The sequence below is a fragment of the Ruegeria sp. SATB027 genome (assembly GCF_059613825.1).
This window is the reverse complement of record NZ_JBXWTH010000016.1, coordinates 24387-42424: the sequence shown is the minus strand read 5'-3', so window position 1 is coordinate 42424 and position 18038 is coordinate 24387. Positions and strand designations below refer to the sequence as shown.

Genomic DNA, 18038 nt, shown 5'->3' with positions numbered 1-18038 from the left:
AAGGGCGGGATGCGAAAGCGGCTACCGAACTCTGTTGCTGACCAGATAGGCCAGCCCGCCGACCAGCAGACCCCAAACCGCCGCGCCCAGGCCAAAGACGGTGACGCCCGATGCGGTGATCGCAAAGGTCAACATCGCGGCCTCACGCTCGGCCGGAACCTCAAGTGCTGCGAAAATCGAATTGGCCAGAACGCCGATCAGGGCGACACCGGTCAGTGTCCCCATCAACAGCGGATCGGCATGGGATGCAAAGCCGGTAATCGCCACGGCAAAGATACCGAATACACCATAGAACACACCACTCATGATGGCCGACCAGTACCGTTGCGCGGGGTCGGGGTGGCTGTCTTCATTGGAACACATCGCAGCCGTGATCGCCGCAAGGCAGGTGGCAGGTGCGCCAAATGGCGCAGATAACAGGCTCGCCCCACCCACGGATGAAAACAGCCTGCCCGGTGCCGGGGTATAGCCAAAGCTGCGCATCACCGCGATGCCGGGAATATTCTGGGTCGCCATCGTGACGATGAACAGCGGGATGGCGATCCCGATGGTCGAGGCCAGCGAAAAACTGGGCGTGGTCCAGACCGGTGCCGCCAGCCATCGCGCCGGGGTCACCGATGCGTCGCCTGCGTTCAGCACCACAACCAGCGCGGCGGCGACAACGGCCGCCGGAACAGCGAACAGCCGGTTGATCCGGCCCGCGATGAACCATGTCAGGATCACCGGCAGGGCTTGCGCGGGCAATTCGACTGCGGCCTGAAAGGGCAGAATGCAAAGCGGCAGCAGAACCCCCCCCAGCATGGCCTGTGCCAGAGTCGTCGGAATGGCGGCCGCCAGCCGCCCCAGTGGCCGCCAAAGCCCGGCCAGAACCGTCAGCGCCCCTGCACACAGGAAGGCGCCCGTCGCCTCGGCAAACCCCAGCGCCGGTGTCGCGGACACCGCCAGCAGCGCCGCCCCCGGCGTCGACCAGGCGACGCTGATCGGTTGCCGGTACCACAGGCTCAGCACAATGGCGGTCAGCCCCATTGCGATGGCCGCCATCATCAGACCCGAGGCCGCCTGCGCCGGAGACGCCCCCATCGCGGCCAGCCCCTGCAACACGATAGGAAAGGAACTGAAGAACCCGACAATGGCGACAACAAGCCCGGTCGAGACTGTCTGGAGCGGTGGGGCAAACTGGGTCATGACAGCCTCGGGCGGTTGGGGTTGGTGATTGCTAACAAGCGGCGGCAGGGACGGGCAAGGTCTGAACGCGCAAAAGAAAACCCCGCCGGATCAGCGGCGGGGTTCGGGGTATGAGTATTTTTGAAAAGATGAAGATCAGGCGATCTCGGCCAGACGGGCCAGCGCCTCGTTCAGCTTGGCTTCTTCTTCCTCGCGTGCGGCGAGGTTGGCTTTGGCTTCCTCGACCACCTCATCCGGGGCCGAGGCCACGAATTTGGGGTTGTTCAGACGCCCACGCAGGCCACCCAGTTCCTTGGCCAGCTTGCCCTTTGCTTTCTCCAGCCGCTCCTTTTCCGCGCCAATGTCGATGATATCCGCCAGCGGCAGGCCGAAGGAGGCTCCGGGAGCGGCAATCGAGATGGTGCCCTTGGGCAGCGCGTCCGCGCTGGTCAGGCTGTCGATGCGGGCCAGACGTTTGATCAGCGCCTCGTTGCGGTCCCACGCGGCTTGGCCGTTGGCGTCGATCTCGGTCACCAGCATCGGCACGTAAAGACCCGCAGGTACCCGCATCTGCGCACGGGCCGAGCGGGTGTTCTCGATCACCGAGATCACCCAGTTCATCTCACGATCCGCGTCGGCGTCGACCAGTTCCGTGCCGTAGGTCGGCCAGTCGGCATGAACGACCATTTTCGCGCGGTTGCCGGTCAGGCCCCACAGCTCTTCGGTGACGAAGGGCATGATCGGGTGCAGCAGAACCATGCACTGATCCAGAACCCAGCGCATGGTGGCGCGGGTCTCAGACCGTGCTTCGGCGTCGTCACCCTGCAGCAGGGGTTTCGACAGTTCCACGTACCAATCGCAGACCTTGCCCCAGACAAAGGCATAAAGCCCGCCCGCCGCGTCATTGAAACGATAGCTTTCCAGCGCCGCGTCGACCTCCGCCCGCACACGGGCGGTTTCGCCGATGATCCAGCGGTTTACGGCGGCCTTGGGCTGCAGGTCGGCCACGTCCAGTTGCGGGACGGCGTCGGTAAAGACCTCGTTCATCTCGGCAAAGCGGACGGCGTTCCACAGCTTGGTGCCGAAGTTGCGATAGCCGGTGATGCGTTCACGCGACAGTTTCAGCACGCCGCCAATCGCCGCCATCGAGGCATTGGTGAACCGCAGCGCGTCGGCACCGAACTCGTCGACGATTTCCAGCGGGTCGATGACGTTGCCGGTGGTCTTGGACATCTTCTTGCCCTTCTCGTCGCGGACGAGCTGGTGCAGGTAGACGGTGTGGAACGGGATTTCATTCACTACGGCCAGTTGCATCATCATCATCCGGGCGACCCAGAAGAACAGGATGTCGAAGCCGGTGATCAGAACGTCTGTCGGGAAATAGCGGTGCATTTCCTCGGTATCTTCGGGCCAGCCCAGCGTGCCGATGGGCCAGAGGCCGGATGAGAACCAGGTGTCGAGGACGTCGGGGTCGCGACCAAGTCGTAGAACTATTTTTTGCGGTGTTTCTTCGACTTCGTAAAGTTCGCGTGACTGCTTAACGACCGGGTACGCCATAGCAGGAGTACCGCTTGCTGCGGCCTTCTCGTTATAGTCTTTAGTAAACTTATCTGGGTCGAATGCGATTAGTTCTTCGACAACGTATCCAGGCCCGTAGTGATCTTGCGCGTCACGCTGAACAGCTTCCCAAGAGGTGCCGCAGAAGACTTTGTAACGACTGTTTTTGTAGTTCCCGTCTTCGTCTATGTCCGGCCCATACCAAACCGGGATCTGATGCCCCCACCACAGCTGGCGCGAGATGCACCAGGGCTCGATGTTTTCCAGCCAGTGGTAATAGGTTTTCTCGCCCGATTCAGGGATAATCTTGACCGTGCCATCCTTGACCGCATCCAGCGCAGGACCGACGACCTTTTCGGCATCCACAAACCACTGGTCGGTGAACATCGGCTCGATGACGACTTTCGAGCGGTCGCCAAAGGGTTGCATGATCGGTTTGCTCTCGACCAGTGGGACAAGTGCCGGGCTGAAGTCCTGCCCACCGTCTTCGTCCTCTGTAAGCCGGGCTTCAGCCCGGCTCGATCCCAGACGCGGATCGTCCGCTGGACACATAACAGCCAGACCTTCGCGGGTGATCTCTTCGACCACCTTGGCGCGCGCCTCGAACCGGTCGAGCCCGCGCAGGTGATCGGGGATCAGGTTGATCGCGTCGATCTCATTCTCGGTGAACGCTTTGCCGCGCGCATATTCCTGCGCCTTGCCCGCCTCTTCGGCGTAAGGCGCGCCATCAGCCCGCATCGCGCCTTTGGTGTCCATCAGGCGGTACATCGGAATGCCGCAGCGCCTGGCCACCATGTTATCGTTGAAGTCATGCGCGCCGGTGATCTTCACCGCGCCCGAGCCGAAATCGGGATCGGGATACTCATCGGTGATGATCGGGATCTGGCGGCGATGCTCTTTCGGGCCAACCGGAATTTCGCACAGTTTGCCGACGATCGGCGCGTAGCGCCCATCCGACGGATGGACGGCCACGGCACCGTCGCCCAGCATGGTTTCAGGGCGGGTCGTCGCGATCGAAATATAATCCCGCACCTCGCGAAGGATTACATTCCCATCTTCATCTTTTTCCAAATACTCATATGTCTCACCGCCCGCCAAAGGGTACTTGAAGTGCCACATGTGGCCTGGCGTTTCAATATTCTCGACCTCAAGGTCCGAAATCGCAGTCTCGAAATGCGGGTCCCAGTTGACCAGTCGCTTGCCGCGATAGATCAGGCCCTTCTCGTACATGTCGACGAAGACCTTGATAACGGCATCATGGAAATTCGGGCTGTTCTCGTGCCCGGTGCGTGGGTCACCTGGTGCGCCCGCCATGGTAAAGGCATTGCGCGACCAGTCGCAGCTGGCGCCCAGACGCTTGAGTTGTTCAATGATCGTGCCGCCGTATTCGCCCTTCCACTCCCAGACTTTCGCAAGGAATTTCTCGCGTCCCAATTCGCGCCGACCTTCGTTACCCTGCGCCGCCAGCATCTTTTCCACTTGCATCTGCGTGGCAATGCCCGCGTGGTCCTGACCGGGCTGCCATAGCGTGTCAAAACCACGCATCCGGTGCCAGCGGATCAGGATATCCTGCAACGTGTTGTTGAACGCGTGACCCACATGCAGCGCGCCCGTCACGTTGGGCGGCGGGATCATGATGGTAAAGCTTTCCTCGCGCGAACGGTTCGCGCCTGCCTTGAAGGCTCCGGCCTGTTCCCAGGCCTCATAGATACGGGCCTCGGCCTCGGCCGCGTTGAATGTCTTTTCCATCGCCATGGGATGCGTCCTGCGTCAACAAATTCGGGTCAGCGCCTGCAATAGCGAATGGAGACGGGAAGGGGAAGGCCCTGTGCGGCGACGATTGCCGAAGTCACCCCGTGCCGGTCGCCTCGTTTCCGTACAGGTGCGTGCTTTGTGCCGCGCCTTGTGTCATCGCCTTGGCCTGATCCTCCCGAATGCGGGCATGAAGCGCCAAGGCTGGCTGCGAAAACAACTCGGTCGGTGGTTCGATGAGGATGAAATTGCCCACCCGGTCTTCGCCCCGCGCCAGGACCGCGTAATCGCGGTCCGCCACTTTTTGCTGTGCGTTCGGGTTCAGATACCGGATCGCCAGCCCGATCCGCCGATCGTCCGACATATTGGGCCCCGAGCCATGGATTGTGAGGCCATGGTGCAGTGACATCTGACCCGGCTGCAATTCGATATGTGTCTTGTCGTCGTCTGCCACATCGACAGCCACCTCCTGCCCGCGCGACAGCAGGTTGTTGTCTGAAAACGTATCGTTATGGGGCAGGATCGGGTTTTTGTGGCTACCCCTGACAAAGTCCATGCAGCCGCTTGCAACCGTGGCAGGCGACAATGCGATCCACGCGGTCACCTGATCCGGTGTTTCGCCCATCCCCCAATAGGTCAGGTCCTGATGCATTCCCACCACCTGGGTCGTGCGTGGCTCTTTGATGAACAGTTCCGCAGACCACAGCAGCAAATCCGGCCCCAGTATTCCTTCGACGACGTCCAGAACCCTGGGATCCAGTGCGATACGGGCGACCAGCGGCATCACCACATGGGCGTTCAGGCGTTTGTACATGTTCAGCGGCAGCGGAAGGTCAGCCACGCGCCAGGTCTTCTCGATCTGCTCCAGCTCGGCCCGGAACTGTGCGGTCTTATCCGGCGAAAAGACAGTGATGGGAAAGACAAACCCGTCTTGCCAATACGCGTCGACCGATGGGGCGTCCAGACGGCCCTGTGTCAGGGAAATGGGTTCGGGCATGGGGAACCTCCGGCAGGCTGTATCTTCAAACAGCCTACGAATCCCTCTGCGGCCCCCGCAATCCTGTTTACGACATCGGTGTCGCCACGCGCTTTCAAGCAAGGCGCTGGACATAAGCGGGCGCAGGACTAGTGTCGCCATCAAGGCAGCGATAGGAGCATCCCATGGAAAAATTCGGCAAAAGCCAGCCCGTCAAACGGACCGAGGATCAGCGGTTCCTGACCGGGCAAGGGCGCTATATGGACGATGCCGTGCCCGACAATGCGCTGTTTGCCGCTTTTTTCCGCAGCCCTGTAGCCCATGGCGATATTACAGCGCTGGATCTTGAGGCCGCGCGGGATGCTGACGGGGTGCGGCTGGTCATGACACTGGACGATCTTGCCGCCTCGGGCATCGACACGGTGATGAATGCAGCAACCTTGACCAACCGCGACGGGACCGGCTCTGCCGCGCCGGATCGGCATATGCTGGCCAAGGACCGTGTGCGCTTTGTGGGCGAACCCGTGGCCGTTGTCATCGCGGATACGCTGGTACAGGCGCAGGACGCGGTCGAACTGATCTGGATGGACATCCGGGAACGCCCCGCCAAGCTGGACGTGAACGCGGGGGGTGAGGCCCTGCACCCGCAAGCGCCCGACAATCGCGCGTTTGATTGGGGTCTGGGGGATGAGGCCGCGACCAAGGCCGCCTTTCAGGCCGCCGCCCATACCGTGTCGCTGAACGTGCACGACAACCGCGTCATCATCAGCTCGCTCGAGCCGCGGGGCTGTCAGGCCGACTGGTCCGGCGGGCGTCTGCACTTTTCCTATGGCGGGCAGGGTGTCTGGGCGATGAAGGCACAACTGGCGCAAAAGCTGAAACTCGATGCGGATGCGATCCGTGTCACCACCCCGGATGTGGGGGGCGGGTTCGGCATGAAGGTGATGCCATATCCCGAATATTTCTGCGTGGCCGTGGCTGCGATGAAACTGTGCCAGCCTGTGCACTGGATGTCCGACCGGTCCGAGGCAATGCTGTCCGATCACCACGGCCGCGATCTGACCTCGCTGGCCGAGCTGGCCTTTGATGCAGACCACCGGATCACCGCCTACCGCGTCCACAGCAAAGTCAACCTGGGTGCCTATAACAGCCATTTCGCGCAGGCGATCCAGACAAGCCTGTTCAGCAAGGTGCTGATGGGGGTCTATGACGTTCAGACCACCTATCTCCGGGTCGAGGGGTTCTATACCACGACAACACAGGTTGACGCCTATCGCGGCGCCGGACGCCCCGAGGCGATCTATGTGCTGGAACGCGTGATGGACCGCGCCGCACGCGAACTGGGCGTTGACCCGTGGGAGTTGCGGCGCAAAAACTTCATCAGGCCCGGCGATTTCCCCTACACCTCTGCCACGGGTGAAACCTATGATGTCGGCGATTTCGACATGGTCCTGCGCCGTGCGGCCAGCCAGACCAGCGGGTTCGAGGCCCGCAAGGCCGCCGATGCCGAACGCGGTCTGATCCGGGGGCAGGGTCTTTGTTACTATATCGAAAGTATTTTGGGCGACCCTTCCGAGAACTCGAAGGTCGAGTTTTGCGAGGATGGCACTGTGAACCTTTATGTCGGCACACAATCGAACGGGCAGGGGCACGAGACGGTTTATGCCCAGTTCCTGTCCGATCAGACCGGCGTTCCGATGGACAGGATCACCGTCATTCAGGGGGATACCGACCGGCTTGGCCATGGCGGCGGAACGGGCGGCTCGCGCTCGGTGACGGTGCAAAGTACCGCGACCCTCGCCACCATTGACAAAATGATCGCCGCATTCACGCCTTATCTGGCCGATAAGATGGGGGTCGAGGACAGTGATGTGCGATTTGACCATGAAACATTCCGCGCGCCGGGCTCGAACCTGACGCCGACCCTGACCGAAGCCGCGGCCATGGCCCGCGCTGACGGGCGATTGGACTTGCTGACGCATGAGTCCCGCGCGCAACTGGATGCCCGCAGCTATCCTAACGGCGCGCATGTTGCCGAGGTCGTGATCGATTCCTTCACCGGCGAAACCCGAGTGGACCGCTACACCGTGGTTGATGATTTCGGAAATCTTATCAACCCGATGCTGGCCGAAGGGCAGGTGCATGGCGGGGTGGTTCAGGGCATTGGTCAGGCGCTGTCGGAACATGTGGTGCATGATGATCACGGACAGCTGCTCACGGCATCGTTTATGGATTACGCCTTGCCCCGCGCGGTGGACGTACCCATGATAAAGTTTACCTCGGCGCCGGTGCCGTCAACTTCCAACCCGATGGGGATGAAAGGATGCGGCGAGGCCGGCACGGTGGGCGCTCTGGCCGCTGTGGCGAACGCGGTTCAGGATGCGCTCTGGGATCACGGGGTGCGGCAGGCGGATATGCCTTTCACACCTCATAAAGTTTGGGAATTGCTGACGCATGAAACTGTCGCGGCTGAGTAGGAAGGTTCTGGGATGGCTCGGGCGGCCCTTACGGTCCGAGCACTCCGCCGAAACGCGGCACCGCGAGCCGATGAGCCACGTCATTATCCTTGATGGCACCATGTCCACCCTCGAACCGGGGTTCGAGACCCACGCCGGTCAGACCTATCGCCTGTGCTGCGAAATGGGCAGCAAAGTGTCGGTGTTCTACGAGTCGGGCGTGCAGTGGGAAAGCTGGAAATCCACCATGGACGTGATGATGGGCCGGGGCATCAACCGCCAAATCCGCCGCGCCTATGGCTATCTGGCGTCCCGCTACAAACCCGGTGACCGCATTTATTTCATCGGTTATTCCCGTGGCGCCTATGGCGTGCGCAGCCTGGCCGGGGTGATCGATATGATCGGCCTGCTCAAGGCCGAACACGCGACCGAGCGGAACATCCTGCAAGCCTACCGCCATTATGAATGCAATGTCAGCGGCACCGCCGCCCGCGATTTCCGCCGCAAGTTCTGCCATGACAACGTCAAGATCGAGATGGTCGGTGTCTGGGACACGGTCAAGGCGCTGGGCCTGCGTCTGCCGCTGCTGTGGCGCTGGGCCGAGGATCGCCATGCCTTTCACAACCACCAGCTGGGCCCGGCAACGCTCCATGGTTATCACGCGCTGGCCCTCGACGAAACGCGCGAGGTGTTCGAGCCGGTTCTGTGGCGATGCAAGCCCGAGTTCAACGGCCATGTGGAACAGGTCTGGTTCCGTGGCACCCACGGCGATATCGGCGGGCAACTGAACGGCTATGAAGAGGCCCGGCCGCTCAGCAATATCTCGTTGATCTGGATGCTGGACAAGGCCGAGATGCACGGGCTGCCGATGCCCGAAGGCTGGCGCACCCGTTTCCCGACGGATGCCCATGCGCAATCGGTTGGAACCTGGCGCGGCTGGGGCAAGATCTTTCTGCTGCGCAAACACCGCAAGGTCGGGCGGGACCAGTCGGAACGCCTGCATGTCTCGGTCGCACCGGATGAATTGCCGGGCTGGGTGGCGATGCCGAACCTGCCGACACATCCCGCGCAGTGAAAGGCTACCATGTGCCAGTGGCACCAAGATCACCTGCACTTCAATGTCAGGTTCGAGCCCATATTGGCGAATGCCGCAGAACGTTCGAACGGGCGCAAGACGCGGTTATCGGTCATTGCCGACACTGTTCCTGGCACTGGGTGACCGCGGGTCCTGGTATCAGACCATGGCGTCGCCAATTTCCATTTCGCGCCGCGCGATGAAATCCTGCAGTTCCTCGTCGATGGCTGGATCCAGTGGTGGCGGTTCGTAGTCACCCAGCATGGATTTCGCTTTTGCGACGGCCCGATCGTTCAGATCCAGACGCCCTTCGGCCTCCCATTGTTCAAAACTGTCGTGATGCATCAGTTCCGGAATGATGAAGGCTTGTTCGAAGTTTTCCAGTGTGTGTTTCGTACCAAGGTAGTGACCGCCGGGCTCGACCTCCTGCATGGCATCGAGCGCCCCGTCCAGTTCGGAGAAATCCACGCCGCGCAGGAATTTGTGCGTCAGTTCTGCCTGCTCGGCATCGACGACGAATTTCGCAAGGCTCTGGCACAATGCCCCTTCAAGGTAGCCAGTGGTCGACAGGATGAAATTGGCCCCGGACAAGGCCGCACCATAAAGGTTTCGTGCCGCCTCATACCCTGCCTGCGCGTCGAGAATCTTGGAGCTCGAGCACGCACCACTGCAGCGCCATGGCAGCCGGTAATGACGCGCCATCTGGCCAACCAGAAGGTTGATGTGGTCAATCTCGGGCGTCCCGGCCATGGGGGCGCCGGATCTCATGGAAACCGCGCCGATCCATTCGCCAAACACACCTGGCGCCCCGGGGCGAATGATTTGCGAAAAGGCGATCCCGGCAAGGGCCTCTGCGCAGATTTGAACCAGCGATCCAACGGTGCTTGCAGGCGTGCTGGCGCCGCTCAGGACGAAGGGGGTGAACAACACCGCCTGGTTTGCCGCGGCATAGGTCTTGATCGCGTCCAGCATGGTTTCATCCCAGACCAGGGGCGAGTTGCAGTTGGCAATCGACGTCATCACCGTGTTGCCCTGCACGACCTCCTTGCCGAACACGATCTCGGCCATGCGCACGGTGTCTTCGGCCCGTTCCCGTGCCGTAACCATCCCCATGAAGGGTTTGTCGGAATGTCTGATCAGGCTGTAGACCATGTGCAGGTGGCGTTTCGGCACCGGGATGTCCAGCGGCTCGCACACCACGCCGCCGGACATCTGCATGCCCGGAGACATATGGGCGAGCTTCACGAAATCATGGAAGTCGTTGATCGTCGGCGCGCGCCGAATCCCGTCCAGATCCAGCACGTTGGGCGCGCCATAGGCCGGTGTCAGGATCTGCTTGCGCCGCCCAAGCGTAACTGAACGCTCCGGATTGCGGGCAAGCATCGTGTAGGTTTCCGGTGCGGTTGACAAAAGCTGCATGATAAGCGGTTCTTCGATCCGCACGCGATGGCCGTGAACATCAGCCCCGGCGTCCTTCCAGAGGGCCACGGATTCATCGTCCCGGAATTCGATGCCCTTTTCCCGGAGCAGCTTCATCGCCTCGCCGTGAATGCGCTGAACCTGCTCTTCTGACATCAGATCGACATAGGGAATGCCGCGATCAGTCTCGGGCAGGAACCGCAGCTCATTGGATGTGCGGGTCGCGCGACGCGCGCCACGGCCCCGGCGTTTGCCTTGTATCGGACCGGTCATCTGAACACCTCAGGCAGTGAAAGTTTACTCATCCGGCCCCCTTCGACACGGATGACCTGTCCGGTGACAAACCGCGATTGCGAACTCGCCAGCCAGACCGCCACGTCGCCGATATCCGAAGGATCGCCGATGCGGCCAACCGGATGCAGGTCGGCCAGTTGCCGGGTGACAAGTTCCTGATCGGGGAGGCCGTCGATGTAGACCTTGTTGATATCCGTATTGATCCAGCCCGGCGCGATTGCGTTTGCCCTGATCCCTTTCGGACCCAGGTCAATCGCCATGGAAACCGTCAGCCCATGCACCCCTGCCTTGGATGCCATATAGGCCGAATGGTTGGGGTTACCGCTGATCCCTTCGATCGAGCCGATATTGACAATGGCAGGCTCGTTTTCCGGTCGCATATGAGGCACGACCTGCTTGGCCATCAGAAACGGCCCCCGCAGGTTCACCGCCATGACGCGATCCCATTCCTCGACACTTTGTTCGGTCAGCGGCGTGCCGGTCAGGATCCCCGCATTGTTCACCAGGACCGCAGGGGCTCCGATGTCCTCGACCGTTTTCTGGACGAACTGTTCGACCGAACGTTCGTCCGATACATCCAGTTCCAGCCAGTGAAACCGTGGGTCCGACCCCGGCTGGAGGTCACCGATCACGACGCGCGCCCCGGCCTCCGACAGGCACTCCGCGATGGCAAAGCCAATCCCCTGCCCGCCTCCGGTGACGATGGCCACCTTATCTTTCAAAGCCCCGGTCATGCTGCTGTGAAACCTCCGTCAACAGGGAGCGCCGTGCCGGTGACATGCCGGCTGAGGTCGGACGCCAGAAAGGCGATGGCATTTGCGATTTCAACGGGTTTTGGCAGCCAGCCCTGCGGGATCGAGGCGCGGTTCGCCTCGCGCACTGCCTCTGCCCCCGTATCGCCGTGCCCCGAGACGAGCATCGGCGTGTCTACCGCGCCGGGATTGACCGAGTTGACCCGGATCTTGTCACCAGCATGATCCAGCGCCATGGCGCGGGTGAGGTTCACGACCGCACCCTTGCTGGCGCAATAGGCTGCAAGCCCGGCGCAGCCGACAAGGCCGACGGTGGAGCCAAGATTGATGATGCTGCCCCCACCTGCGCGCCGCATCGCGGGAATCGCGGCGCGGGACATGAAAAACGTGCCCGAGACGTTCACTGACATCATCAGATCCCAATCCGCGTCCGACGTTTCCTCGGCCGAGCCCCGACAAATGGCGCCGGCGACATTGGCCAGAATGTTCACGCTGCCGAACCTGTCTTCGGTTTCAGCGACGGCGCGCACTGCAAAGGCCGGGTCCGCCACCTCGCCCATCACGCAGGCCGCCGAACCACCTTCGGACGTGATTTCGGCGCAGATCGCCCGGGCAGCGTCCTCCCGCCGCCCGGTCACCATCACCTTTGCACCAGCACGCGCCAGAACACGCGCTGTTTCCGCGCCAATCCCGGATGTCCCCCCGGTCACGAGGGCGGCTTTTCCGCTAAGATCCAACATCTAAAGCTCCAGTCCGGCGTCGTATCGCCGTTTTGCAAAATTCAATCGGACCCCCCAGCCAAGAAATGGCTCCGGTGGCGTGCCGGACGGCCTCCCCGCTTTCAGCATGATCTCGACCAAGGGTCCGCTTTGCCCGGCGACATGCTCGGCCAACAGCTTGCCAAACGCGGTGCCCCGCGCGATGCCCACGCCATTAAGACAGAAAGCACCAAAGACGTCTTTTCTCAGCCTACCAAACACCGGCTCTCCATTGCGGGACAGGCAGAGAGGTCCGCCCCAGGTGTAGTCGAACCCCAGATCCGACAGCATCGGAAACCGGTTGCGCAGCGATTGTTCATGACGTTTGCGCGCCCATTGCCGGTCCGTCTCAGTCGGGTTCAGGCCGGGGCTGTAGCTGTAGATGTTGCGGATCAGGATCCGGTTACCCCTGATCCGGCGCACCGACGTACCAAAGGGATCGGCGGGGATGATCCCCCACTCAGGCTCTCCGCGCAAGAGATCGGCCTCATCGCTGGTCAGGGGGCGGGTCAGGCTGCCCCAGGTGACGATCGGAAGCAGATGTTTGCGGTATTGGCTGAATTGCCCTGCAAAGCCGTTGTTGGCCAGAACCAGCGTTTTTGCGGTGATTTCAGCCTCCGGGGTGATCAGACGATGCAGCTCACCACTGGCAAGCTCTGTCACCGGAGAGTCCTCGAACACCGAGACATTGGCCGGCATCGACCGCGCAAGGCCAAGGACAAGCGCCGCCGGTTGCAGCAGCATCGTCCCGGGTGTGTGCAGGCCGGTTTTGTAAAACGTGGTGCCGGTCACACGCTGCATTTCGTCTGCGTCAAGCCAGCGATACCCGGCCTTCAGGAGGTCGAGATTGCCGGAATAGGCTTTCAGTTTGGCGGCCCCGCGGTCTGTTGCGGCGGCATGGATCTTGCCCGCCTCATCCCAGTCACAGTCGATGTCATGCGCCTGAATGCAATCGCGCAGATAGTCCTGTCCGGCCCGGTTGATCGCGGTCTGGTCACGCTCGGCCTGCAGGTTGCCCGCGAAATCCCTGGCGCGGATATTGTGCGCCTGATCGATGGCAAAGCCTGAACTGCGCCCGGCCGCGTTGTTGCCGATACGGCCCGCTTCCAGCAGGACGACATGGGCATCGGGGTGTAGTTCGGCCAGCCTGCGGGCACAGGCCAGCCCGGTGAAACCTGCGCCGATCACTGCATAGTCAGCCCTGATTTCACCTGTTGCGCGAACGGCCGGTGGCAGGGGCGGCAGGATTTCCAGCCACCCGTTGTTGTTGTCCGCGTCTGGAAGAATGCCGATCTTCATGGACCCGTCTCAGCTCAGATCCATCCAGACGGTCTTCAGCTCGCAATACTGATCATGCGCCGCCAGCGATTTGTCCCGCCCGCTGAAACCTGACAGCTTGTAGCCGCCAAACGGCGTTCCATGGTCGCCTTCGCCGTAGCAATTGACCGAGACGGTGCCCGCACGCACTCGCCGCGCCGCAGTGTGGGCGGTCTTGTTGGAACTGGTAAAGACCGAGGCCGCCAATCCGTATTCCGTGTCATTTGCAATTGCGATGGCCTCTTCGGGCGAAGCGTAACTCATCACCGCGAGCACGGGGCCGAACACCTCTTCCCTGGCCAGCGCCATATCGGGCGTGACCCCGTCGAAGATTGTCGGTTGGACATAGAAGCCGCCGGTTTCGGCCAGCACCCGTTCACCCCCGTAAACCAGCCGCGCACCGTCCTGCCTTGCCTGTTCAATATGGCCCAGAACCTTGTCCAAGTGGCTTTCTTCGATCAGGGGGCCGATGCGACAGGCGGTGGTCATCGGGTCGGCGACAACCCAGTCCTGTGCGCGTTCGACGATCAGCTCAAGCAACGCGTCCTTCTGGCTCTCATGCACCAGAACGCGGCTGTTGGAGGAGCAGTTCTCGCCCATATTCCAGAAGATCGAGTTCACCGCATGATCCGCCACAACGTCGAGATCCTCGACATCCGGCATGACGATCATCGGGTTCTTGCCGCCACATTCCAGGAGGACCCGCTTCAGATTGGAATCCGCCGCATAATGCAGGAACAGGCGCCCGGTTTCGGTCGAGCCGGTAAACCCGATGCAATCGACACCCATATGTTCGCCGAGGGCCTTGCCCACGACCTCGCCAAAGCCGGGCACAACGTTGATGACACCGTCAGGAACGCCTGCCTCGGTCGCCAGTTCTGCCAGACGGATCGTCGACATCGAGGTTTGCTCGGCAGGTTTCAGCACCATGGTGTTGCCTTCCGCCAGGGCGGGCCCGAGCTTCCAGGCTGCCATCATGATCGGGAAATTCCACGGCAACACGGCGGCGACGACGCCGATCGGCTCTCGCACCACCATGGACAGAAAGGCAGGATCAGACCGGGTGACCTGATCATTGATCTTGTCCACCGCCTCGGCGTGCCATCGGATGGTGGCGACGGTTTCAGGCAGATCGACCCCAAGCGCGTCACTGATCGGTTTGCCCGCCTCCAGCGCCTCCAACTCGGCCAGTTCTTCGGCATTGGCCTCGATGACCGTGGCAAACCGTTGCAGGATGGCCTTGCGCTCGGCAGGTGACATCTGTGGCCAAGGGCCGTCGTCAAAAGCTGCCCGCGCAGCCGCGACCGCCCTATCCACATCGGCCGCCGTGCACTCCGCAATTTGCGCCAGGGGCTGGCCCGTCGCCGGGTTGATCGTGTCAAAGGTCTTGCCGCTTTCAGAGGCCACAGAGCGTCCACCAATCACGGCCATCGTCGGGTATTTGCGTGTTTGTTCAACCATCTCAGAGGTCCTCAGCAATTCCGTTGAGACTGGATCAGCCAGTCGCGTTCTTCCTGCCAGTCACGCCAGACCAGCCGGTCCGCCCTGGTCCGGTTCACCGGCAGCTTGCTCAGCGCCAGCTTGATGTCGTGACGCGCGGCACTAGGCACCGGAGGCAAGGGTTTGCGCGCACCGCCCATGTCGCGCCCCGACAAGCGGGCAGCGGCCTTGACGCCGGTCAGGTAATCCACCTCATGCGGATTGCCCCAAAGCCACAAACAGATGGCTTTCATCACGTGCCACAGGCTCATCGCCTCGTTCAGCTTGCCCGTTGCGATCAGGTCATAAAGCCGCGCACATTCATGCGGCATGAAATTCGCAGCACCCCAGATCATGCCCTTGCACCCCGCCATCAGGCTGTAGGGAGCATAGGGATCAGCACCATTGAGGACATTGCCGCCGATCCCGATCAGTTTCTGCAACCCAAGCAGGTCGCCGGAGCTGTCTTTGACATAGTCCAGGTTTTCGACGGCAAGCAGCTTGCGATACAAATCTTCAGTCAGAGGGGCGGCCTGATCGGGCACGTTGTACATGACAATCGGAATGCTGACCGACCTGGCAATCGCGGTGTAGTGATACATCACGCCCCGCTCATTGGGCGCTTCCAGAAACGGCGGCAGGATCATCAGGGCCGTGGCACCGGCATCTTCGGCAAACCGGGCATTGTCGATGCATTCCGCGGTGCTGAGTGCTGTTGTCTGGGCAATCGTTGGCACGCGGCCATCGACATGCCTGCAGCCCTCTGCGATCAGGTCGCGTTTTTCCTGCGCTGAAAGATAGGCATATTCGCCGGTACCCGATCCCAGCACCAGCCCGTGCAGCCCCGCGTCGATCATATCGTCGATATGCGTGCGATACCGCCCCATGTCGATGGTTTTGCCATGTTCATCCATGGGCGTGCACATGGCTACGAAAATACCGGTCAGTGTCTGCATCAAGTCATGCTTTCCGTTGATTTGACGTCGTCTGAGCATTCACCCTACGAGAGGAAATCAATTTCCCTAAACGAAATCCTGTTCACTCAGGAAAACCTATGGTTATCATGAACATGCCTCCAAACTTGTCCGCAGGGTGTAGGAGGTGAATGCTTCACGATCAGGCAGGGCGCTGTAAATGCAGAGTTTTTTAAGGAAACTACCACCCATGTCAGCCCTGCGCCCGTTCGAGGCTGCGGCACGGCATGAGAACTTTTCTGCCGCGGCAGAAGAACTGTTCGTAACTCAGGCCGCGGTCTCAAAACAGATTCGCCTGCTCGAAGATCACCTTGGCGTGTCGCTGTTCACAAGACGCGGCAAGAACCTGGAACTCACGGCCGCTGGCCGGGATCTTCACCATGCCGTGGCCCAAGGTCTGAACCAGATCGCCGGAGGCAGCGACCGCCTGCGCCGCGAAAGCCGCAGCAACCGCGTGACGATTGCGATGCGTCTACCGTTCGCCAATCAGTTCATGGTGCCGCGGCTCGGCAGGTTGCTGAGCGATTTCCCCGAGGTGGATTTCAACTTCCAGACAACCGAAGGCAATCCGACCAGCCTGCTGGAATATGTTGATTTTGCTGTCGTGCTCGGCCACGAACCGCAACCCAATATTCTGGCTGACCTGCTGATCGTCGAGGAAATCGCCCCGGTATGCAGCCCCGAATTCCTCGCCCGTCATCCCGAACTGAAGACAGCCCAGGACATTCCCAACCTCGACCTGTTGCATCTCGATGCCGGTCACTGGCGCGATCTGCCCTGGTCGCAAACCGACTGGCCGGTTGTGCTGAACCAGTTCGGCGTATCGGTCGAAAGGGAATTGAGAGGGCCGAGTTTCAACAATTTCGAAATGCTGATCAGCGCCGCCACATCAGGCCTCGGGCTTGCGATCGGCTGGGAGCATCTTGTCCAACATCTGATCGCCCAGGGCGACCTAATCTACCCGATTAAGGACAAATTCAAGATCGGGCGGCAGCACCACCTTCTCAGCCGCGAAGCCCAGGCTCAAAGGCCAATGTTTCAGGCATTAAGGTCTTGGCTTCTGGAGGAAACGAGGTCTTTCAGGACATGATGCGAAAATCACTGGTTCTGCAGAAAATGCGGCCAGACCTCGACTGCCGCCAACCATGGTTTGCTTGATCGATTTCGAGGGAGGTTTCATATCAAACCAAAAGTCCCTTTTCATCCAGAAATGGTGGAATCTCGTGTCGAGAAGCGCAAGTAGCGGCCATTGGTGCAAGCGCAGCGAATTCGATCTTTGTCCGCAAAGTTGACGCTCCGAACTAAAACACCCTAGCAGCATTCAGCGAGGGTGTTTTCTTTGTAAGAGCTCGTTAAGTCTTGCGTCGGTCTTGACTATGTAACGCTTCCGGCAAGAGGCGTGGCGAAACGCCTGCGCCCTTTTCACGTTCTATAGACATGATTTAGGTTCTGGTGTTCGCAATTACCGCCGCCGGTCGCGGCGCGAGCTCATGGGTTGGAAGGCCACGCCCACATGCGCCTCGCAATAGGGTTTGCCCGCCTCGACCGGCAGGCCGCAGAACCAGAAATCCTCGGTCGCGGGGTCGCCCACGGGCCACTTGCAGGTTTTCTCGGTCAGTTCCATCAGCGTCAGCTTCTTGGCTTTCTTCTCGATCTCGTTGACCTTGGCCAGCGCCTCGGGGCTGATCTCGTTGGCCGAGGGCTGCGGCGGCAGCGGCTGACCGGCCGGGATGATCTGGCGGCGGGCCGGAACGGCGGGTTTCGCCTCGGCAGCAGCAGCCGGGCGCGCCGGTTCTGTCTTTGGCATGGGTCTGGGCTTGGCTTCGGCCTTGGGCGCGGGCGCCGGTTTCTCTTTCGGTTCGGACTTGGCCGGGGCTGCGCCTGCTGTCCGGTTGGACAGGCCCAGGCGGTGGACCTTGCCAATCACCGCGTTACGGGTCACGCCGCCCAGTTCCTTGGCGATCTGGCTGGCCGACTGGCCTTCGCCCCACATCTTCTTCAGCAGTTCTACGCGCTCGTCTGTCCAGGACATCGTCAGCCTTTCAAAAGCGGAAAGCGGCCCCGG

The 18038-nt window shown here is 61.2% G+C and carries 13 protein-coding genes; 3 read left to right on the top strand and 10 right to left on the bottom strand.

Annotated features, from left to right (window positions below; translation table 11 throughout):
• Positions 1 to 21: 21 nt before the first annotated feature.
• The 3 genes from AC2FPW_RS01710 to AC2FPW_RS01700 all read right to left on the bottom strand — a co-directional run bounded on the left by AC2FPW_RS01710 (position 22) and on the right by AC2FPW_RS01700 (position 5470).
• On the bottom strand, positions 22 to 1185 hold the full coding sequence (locus AC2FPW_RS01710; RefSeq protein ID WP_496812374.1) for a benzoate/H(+) symporter BenE family transporter: 1164 nt from the start codon (positions 1183 to 1185) through the stop codon (positions 22 to 24).
• 135 nt (positions 1186 to 1320) lie between these two features.
• Entirely contained in the window at positions 1321 to 4476 is a 3156-nt protein-coding gene (locus AC2FPW_RS01705; protein ID WP_496812373.1) for a valine--tRNA ligase, read from the bottom strand.
• A gap of 94 nt (positions 4477 to 4570) precedes the next feature.
• Positions 4571 to 5470, bottom strand: a complete 900-nt coding sequence (locus tag AC2FPW_RS01700) for a phytanoyl-CoA dioxygenase family protein (RefSeq protein ID WP_496812372.1) — start codon at positions 5468 to 5470, stop codon at positions 4571 to 4573.
• Between the two features lie 164 nt (positions 5471 to 5634).
• Between AC2FPW_RS01700 and AC2FPW_RS01695 the strand changes: the two genes are divergently transcribed.
• Positions 5635 to 7926 (top strand): xanthine dehydrogenase family protein molybdopterin-binding subunit, encoded by a 2292-nt coding sequence (locus AC2FPW_RS01695; RefSeq protein ID WP_496753016.1) that lies wholly within the window; start codon positions 5635 to 5637, stop codon positions 7924 to 7926.
• Positions 7904 to 8980 carry a T6SS phospholipase effector Tle1-like catalytic domain-containing protein gene (locus AC2FPW_RS01690; protein ID WP_496812371.1) on the top strand — a complete coding sequence of 359 codons (1077 nt, stop codon included), beginning with the start codon at positions 7904 to 7906 and terminating at the stop codon, positions 8978 to 8980. The genes AC2FPW_RS01695 and AC2FPW_RS01690 overlap by 23 nt, the downstream gene beginning before the upstream one ends.
• Positions 8981 to 9139: 159 nt before the next feature.
• On the opposite strand, the gene AC2FPW_RS01685 is transcribed toward AC2FPW_RS01690, so the two are convergent.
• Genes AC2FPW_RS01685 through AC2FPW_RS01660 form a run of 6 tightly spaced genes read right to left on the bottom strand, consistent with a single transcriptional unit; the run spans position 9140 to position 15955 of the window.
• Positions 9140 to 10672, bottom strand: coding sequence for a trimethylamine methyltransferase family protein (locus tag AC2FPW_RS01685; RefSeq protein ID WP_496812370.1), 1533 nt, complete (start codon positions 10670 to 10672; stop codon positions 9140 to 9142).
• Complete coding sequence (locus AC2FPW_RS01680) at positions 10669 to 11427, bottom strand: SDR family NAD(P)-dependent oxidoreductase (protein ID WP_496812369.1); 759 nt, start codon at positions 11425 to 11427, stop codon at positions 10669 to 10671. Before AC2FPW_RS01680 ends, AC2FPW_RS01685 begins: the two co-directional genes overlap by 4 nt.
• A complete protein-coding gene (locus AC2FPW_RS01675) occupies positions 11424 to 12185 on the bottom strand; it encodes an SDR family NAD(P)-dependent oxidoreductase (RefSeq protein ID WP_496812368.1) in 762 nt (253 codons plus the stop codon). Before AC2FPW_RS01675 ends, AC2FPW_RS01680 begins: the two co-directional genes overlap by 4 nt.
• Positions 12186 to 13502 carry an NAD(P)/FAD-dependent oxidoreductase gene (locus tag AC2FPW_RS01670; RefSeq protein WP_496812367.1) on the bottom strand — a complete coding sequence of 439 codons (1317 nt, stop codon included), beginning with the start codon at positions 13500 to 13502 and terminating at the stop codon, positions 12186 to 12188.
• 9 nt (positions 13503 to 13511) lie between these two features.
• On the bottom strand, positions 13512 to 14981 hold the full coding sequence (locus AC2FPW_RS01665) for an aldehyde dehydrogenase (RefSeq protein WP_496812366.1): 1470 nt from the start codon (positions 14979 to 14981) through the stop codon (positions 13512 to 13514).
• 11 nt (positions 14982 to 14992) lie between these two features.
• Complete coding sequence (locus AC2FPW_RS01660) at positions 14993 to 15955, bottom strand: dihydrodipicolinate synthase family protein (RefSeq protein WP_496812365.1); 963 nt, start codon at positions 15953 to 15955, stop codon at positions 14993 to 14995.
• 208 nt (positions 15956 to 16163) lie between these two features.
• Between AC2FPW_RS01660 and AC2FPW_RS01655 the strand changes: the two genes are divergently transcribed.
• Complete coding sequence (locus AC2FPW_RS01655) at positions 16164 to 17063, top strand: LysR substrate-binding domain-containing protein (RefSeq protein WP_496812364.1); 900 nt, start codon at positions 16164 to 16166, stop codon at positions 17061 to 17063.
• A gap of 372 nt (positions 17064 to 17435) precedes the next feature.
• Here the strand turns inward: AC2FPW_RS01655 and AC2FPW_RS01650 are convergent, their stop codons facing one another.
• Positions 17436 to 18005 (bottom strand): GcrA family cell cycle regulator, encoded by a 570-nt coding sequence (locus AC2FPW_RS01650; RefSeq protein WP_267363457.1) that lies wholly within the window; start codon positions 18003 to 18005, stop codon positions 17436 to 17438.
• Positions 18006 to 18038 lie beyond the last annotated feature (33 nt).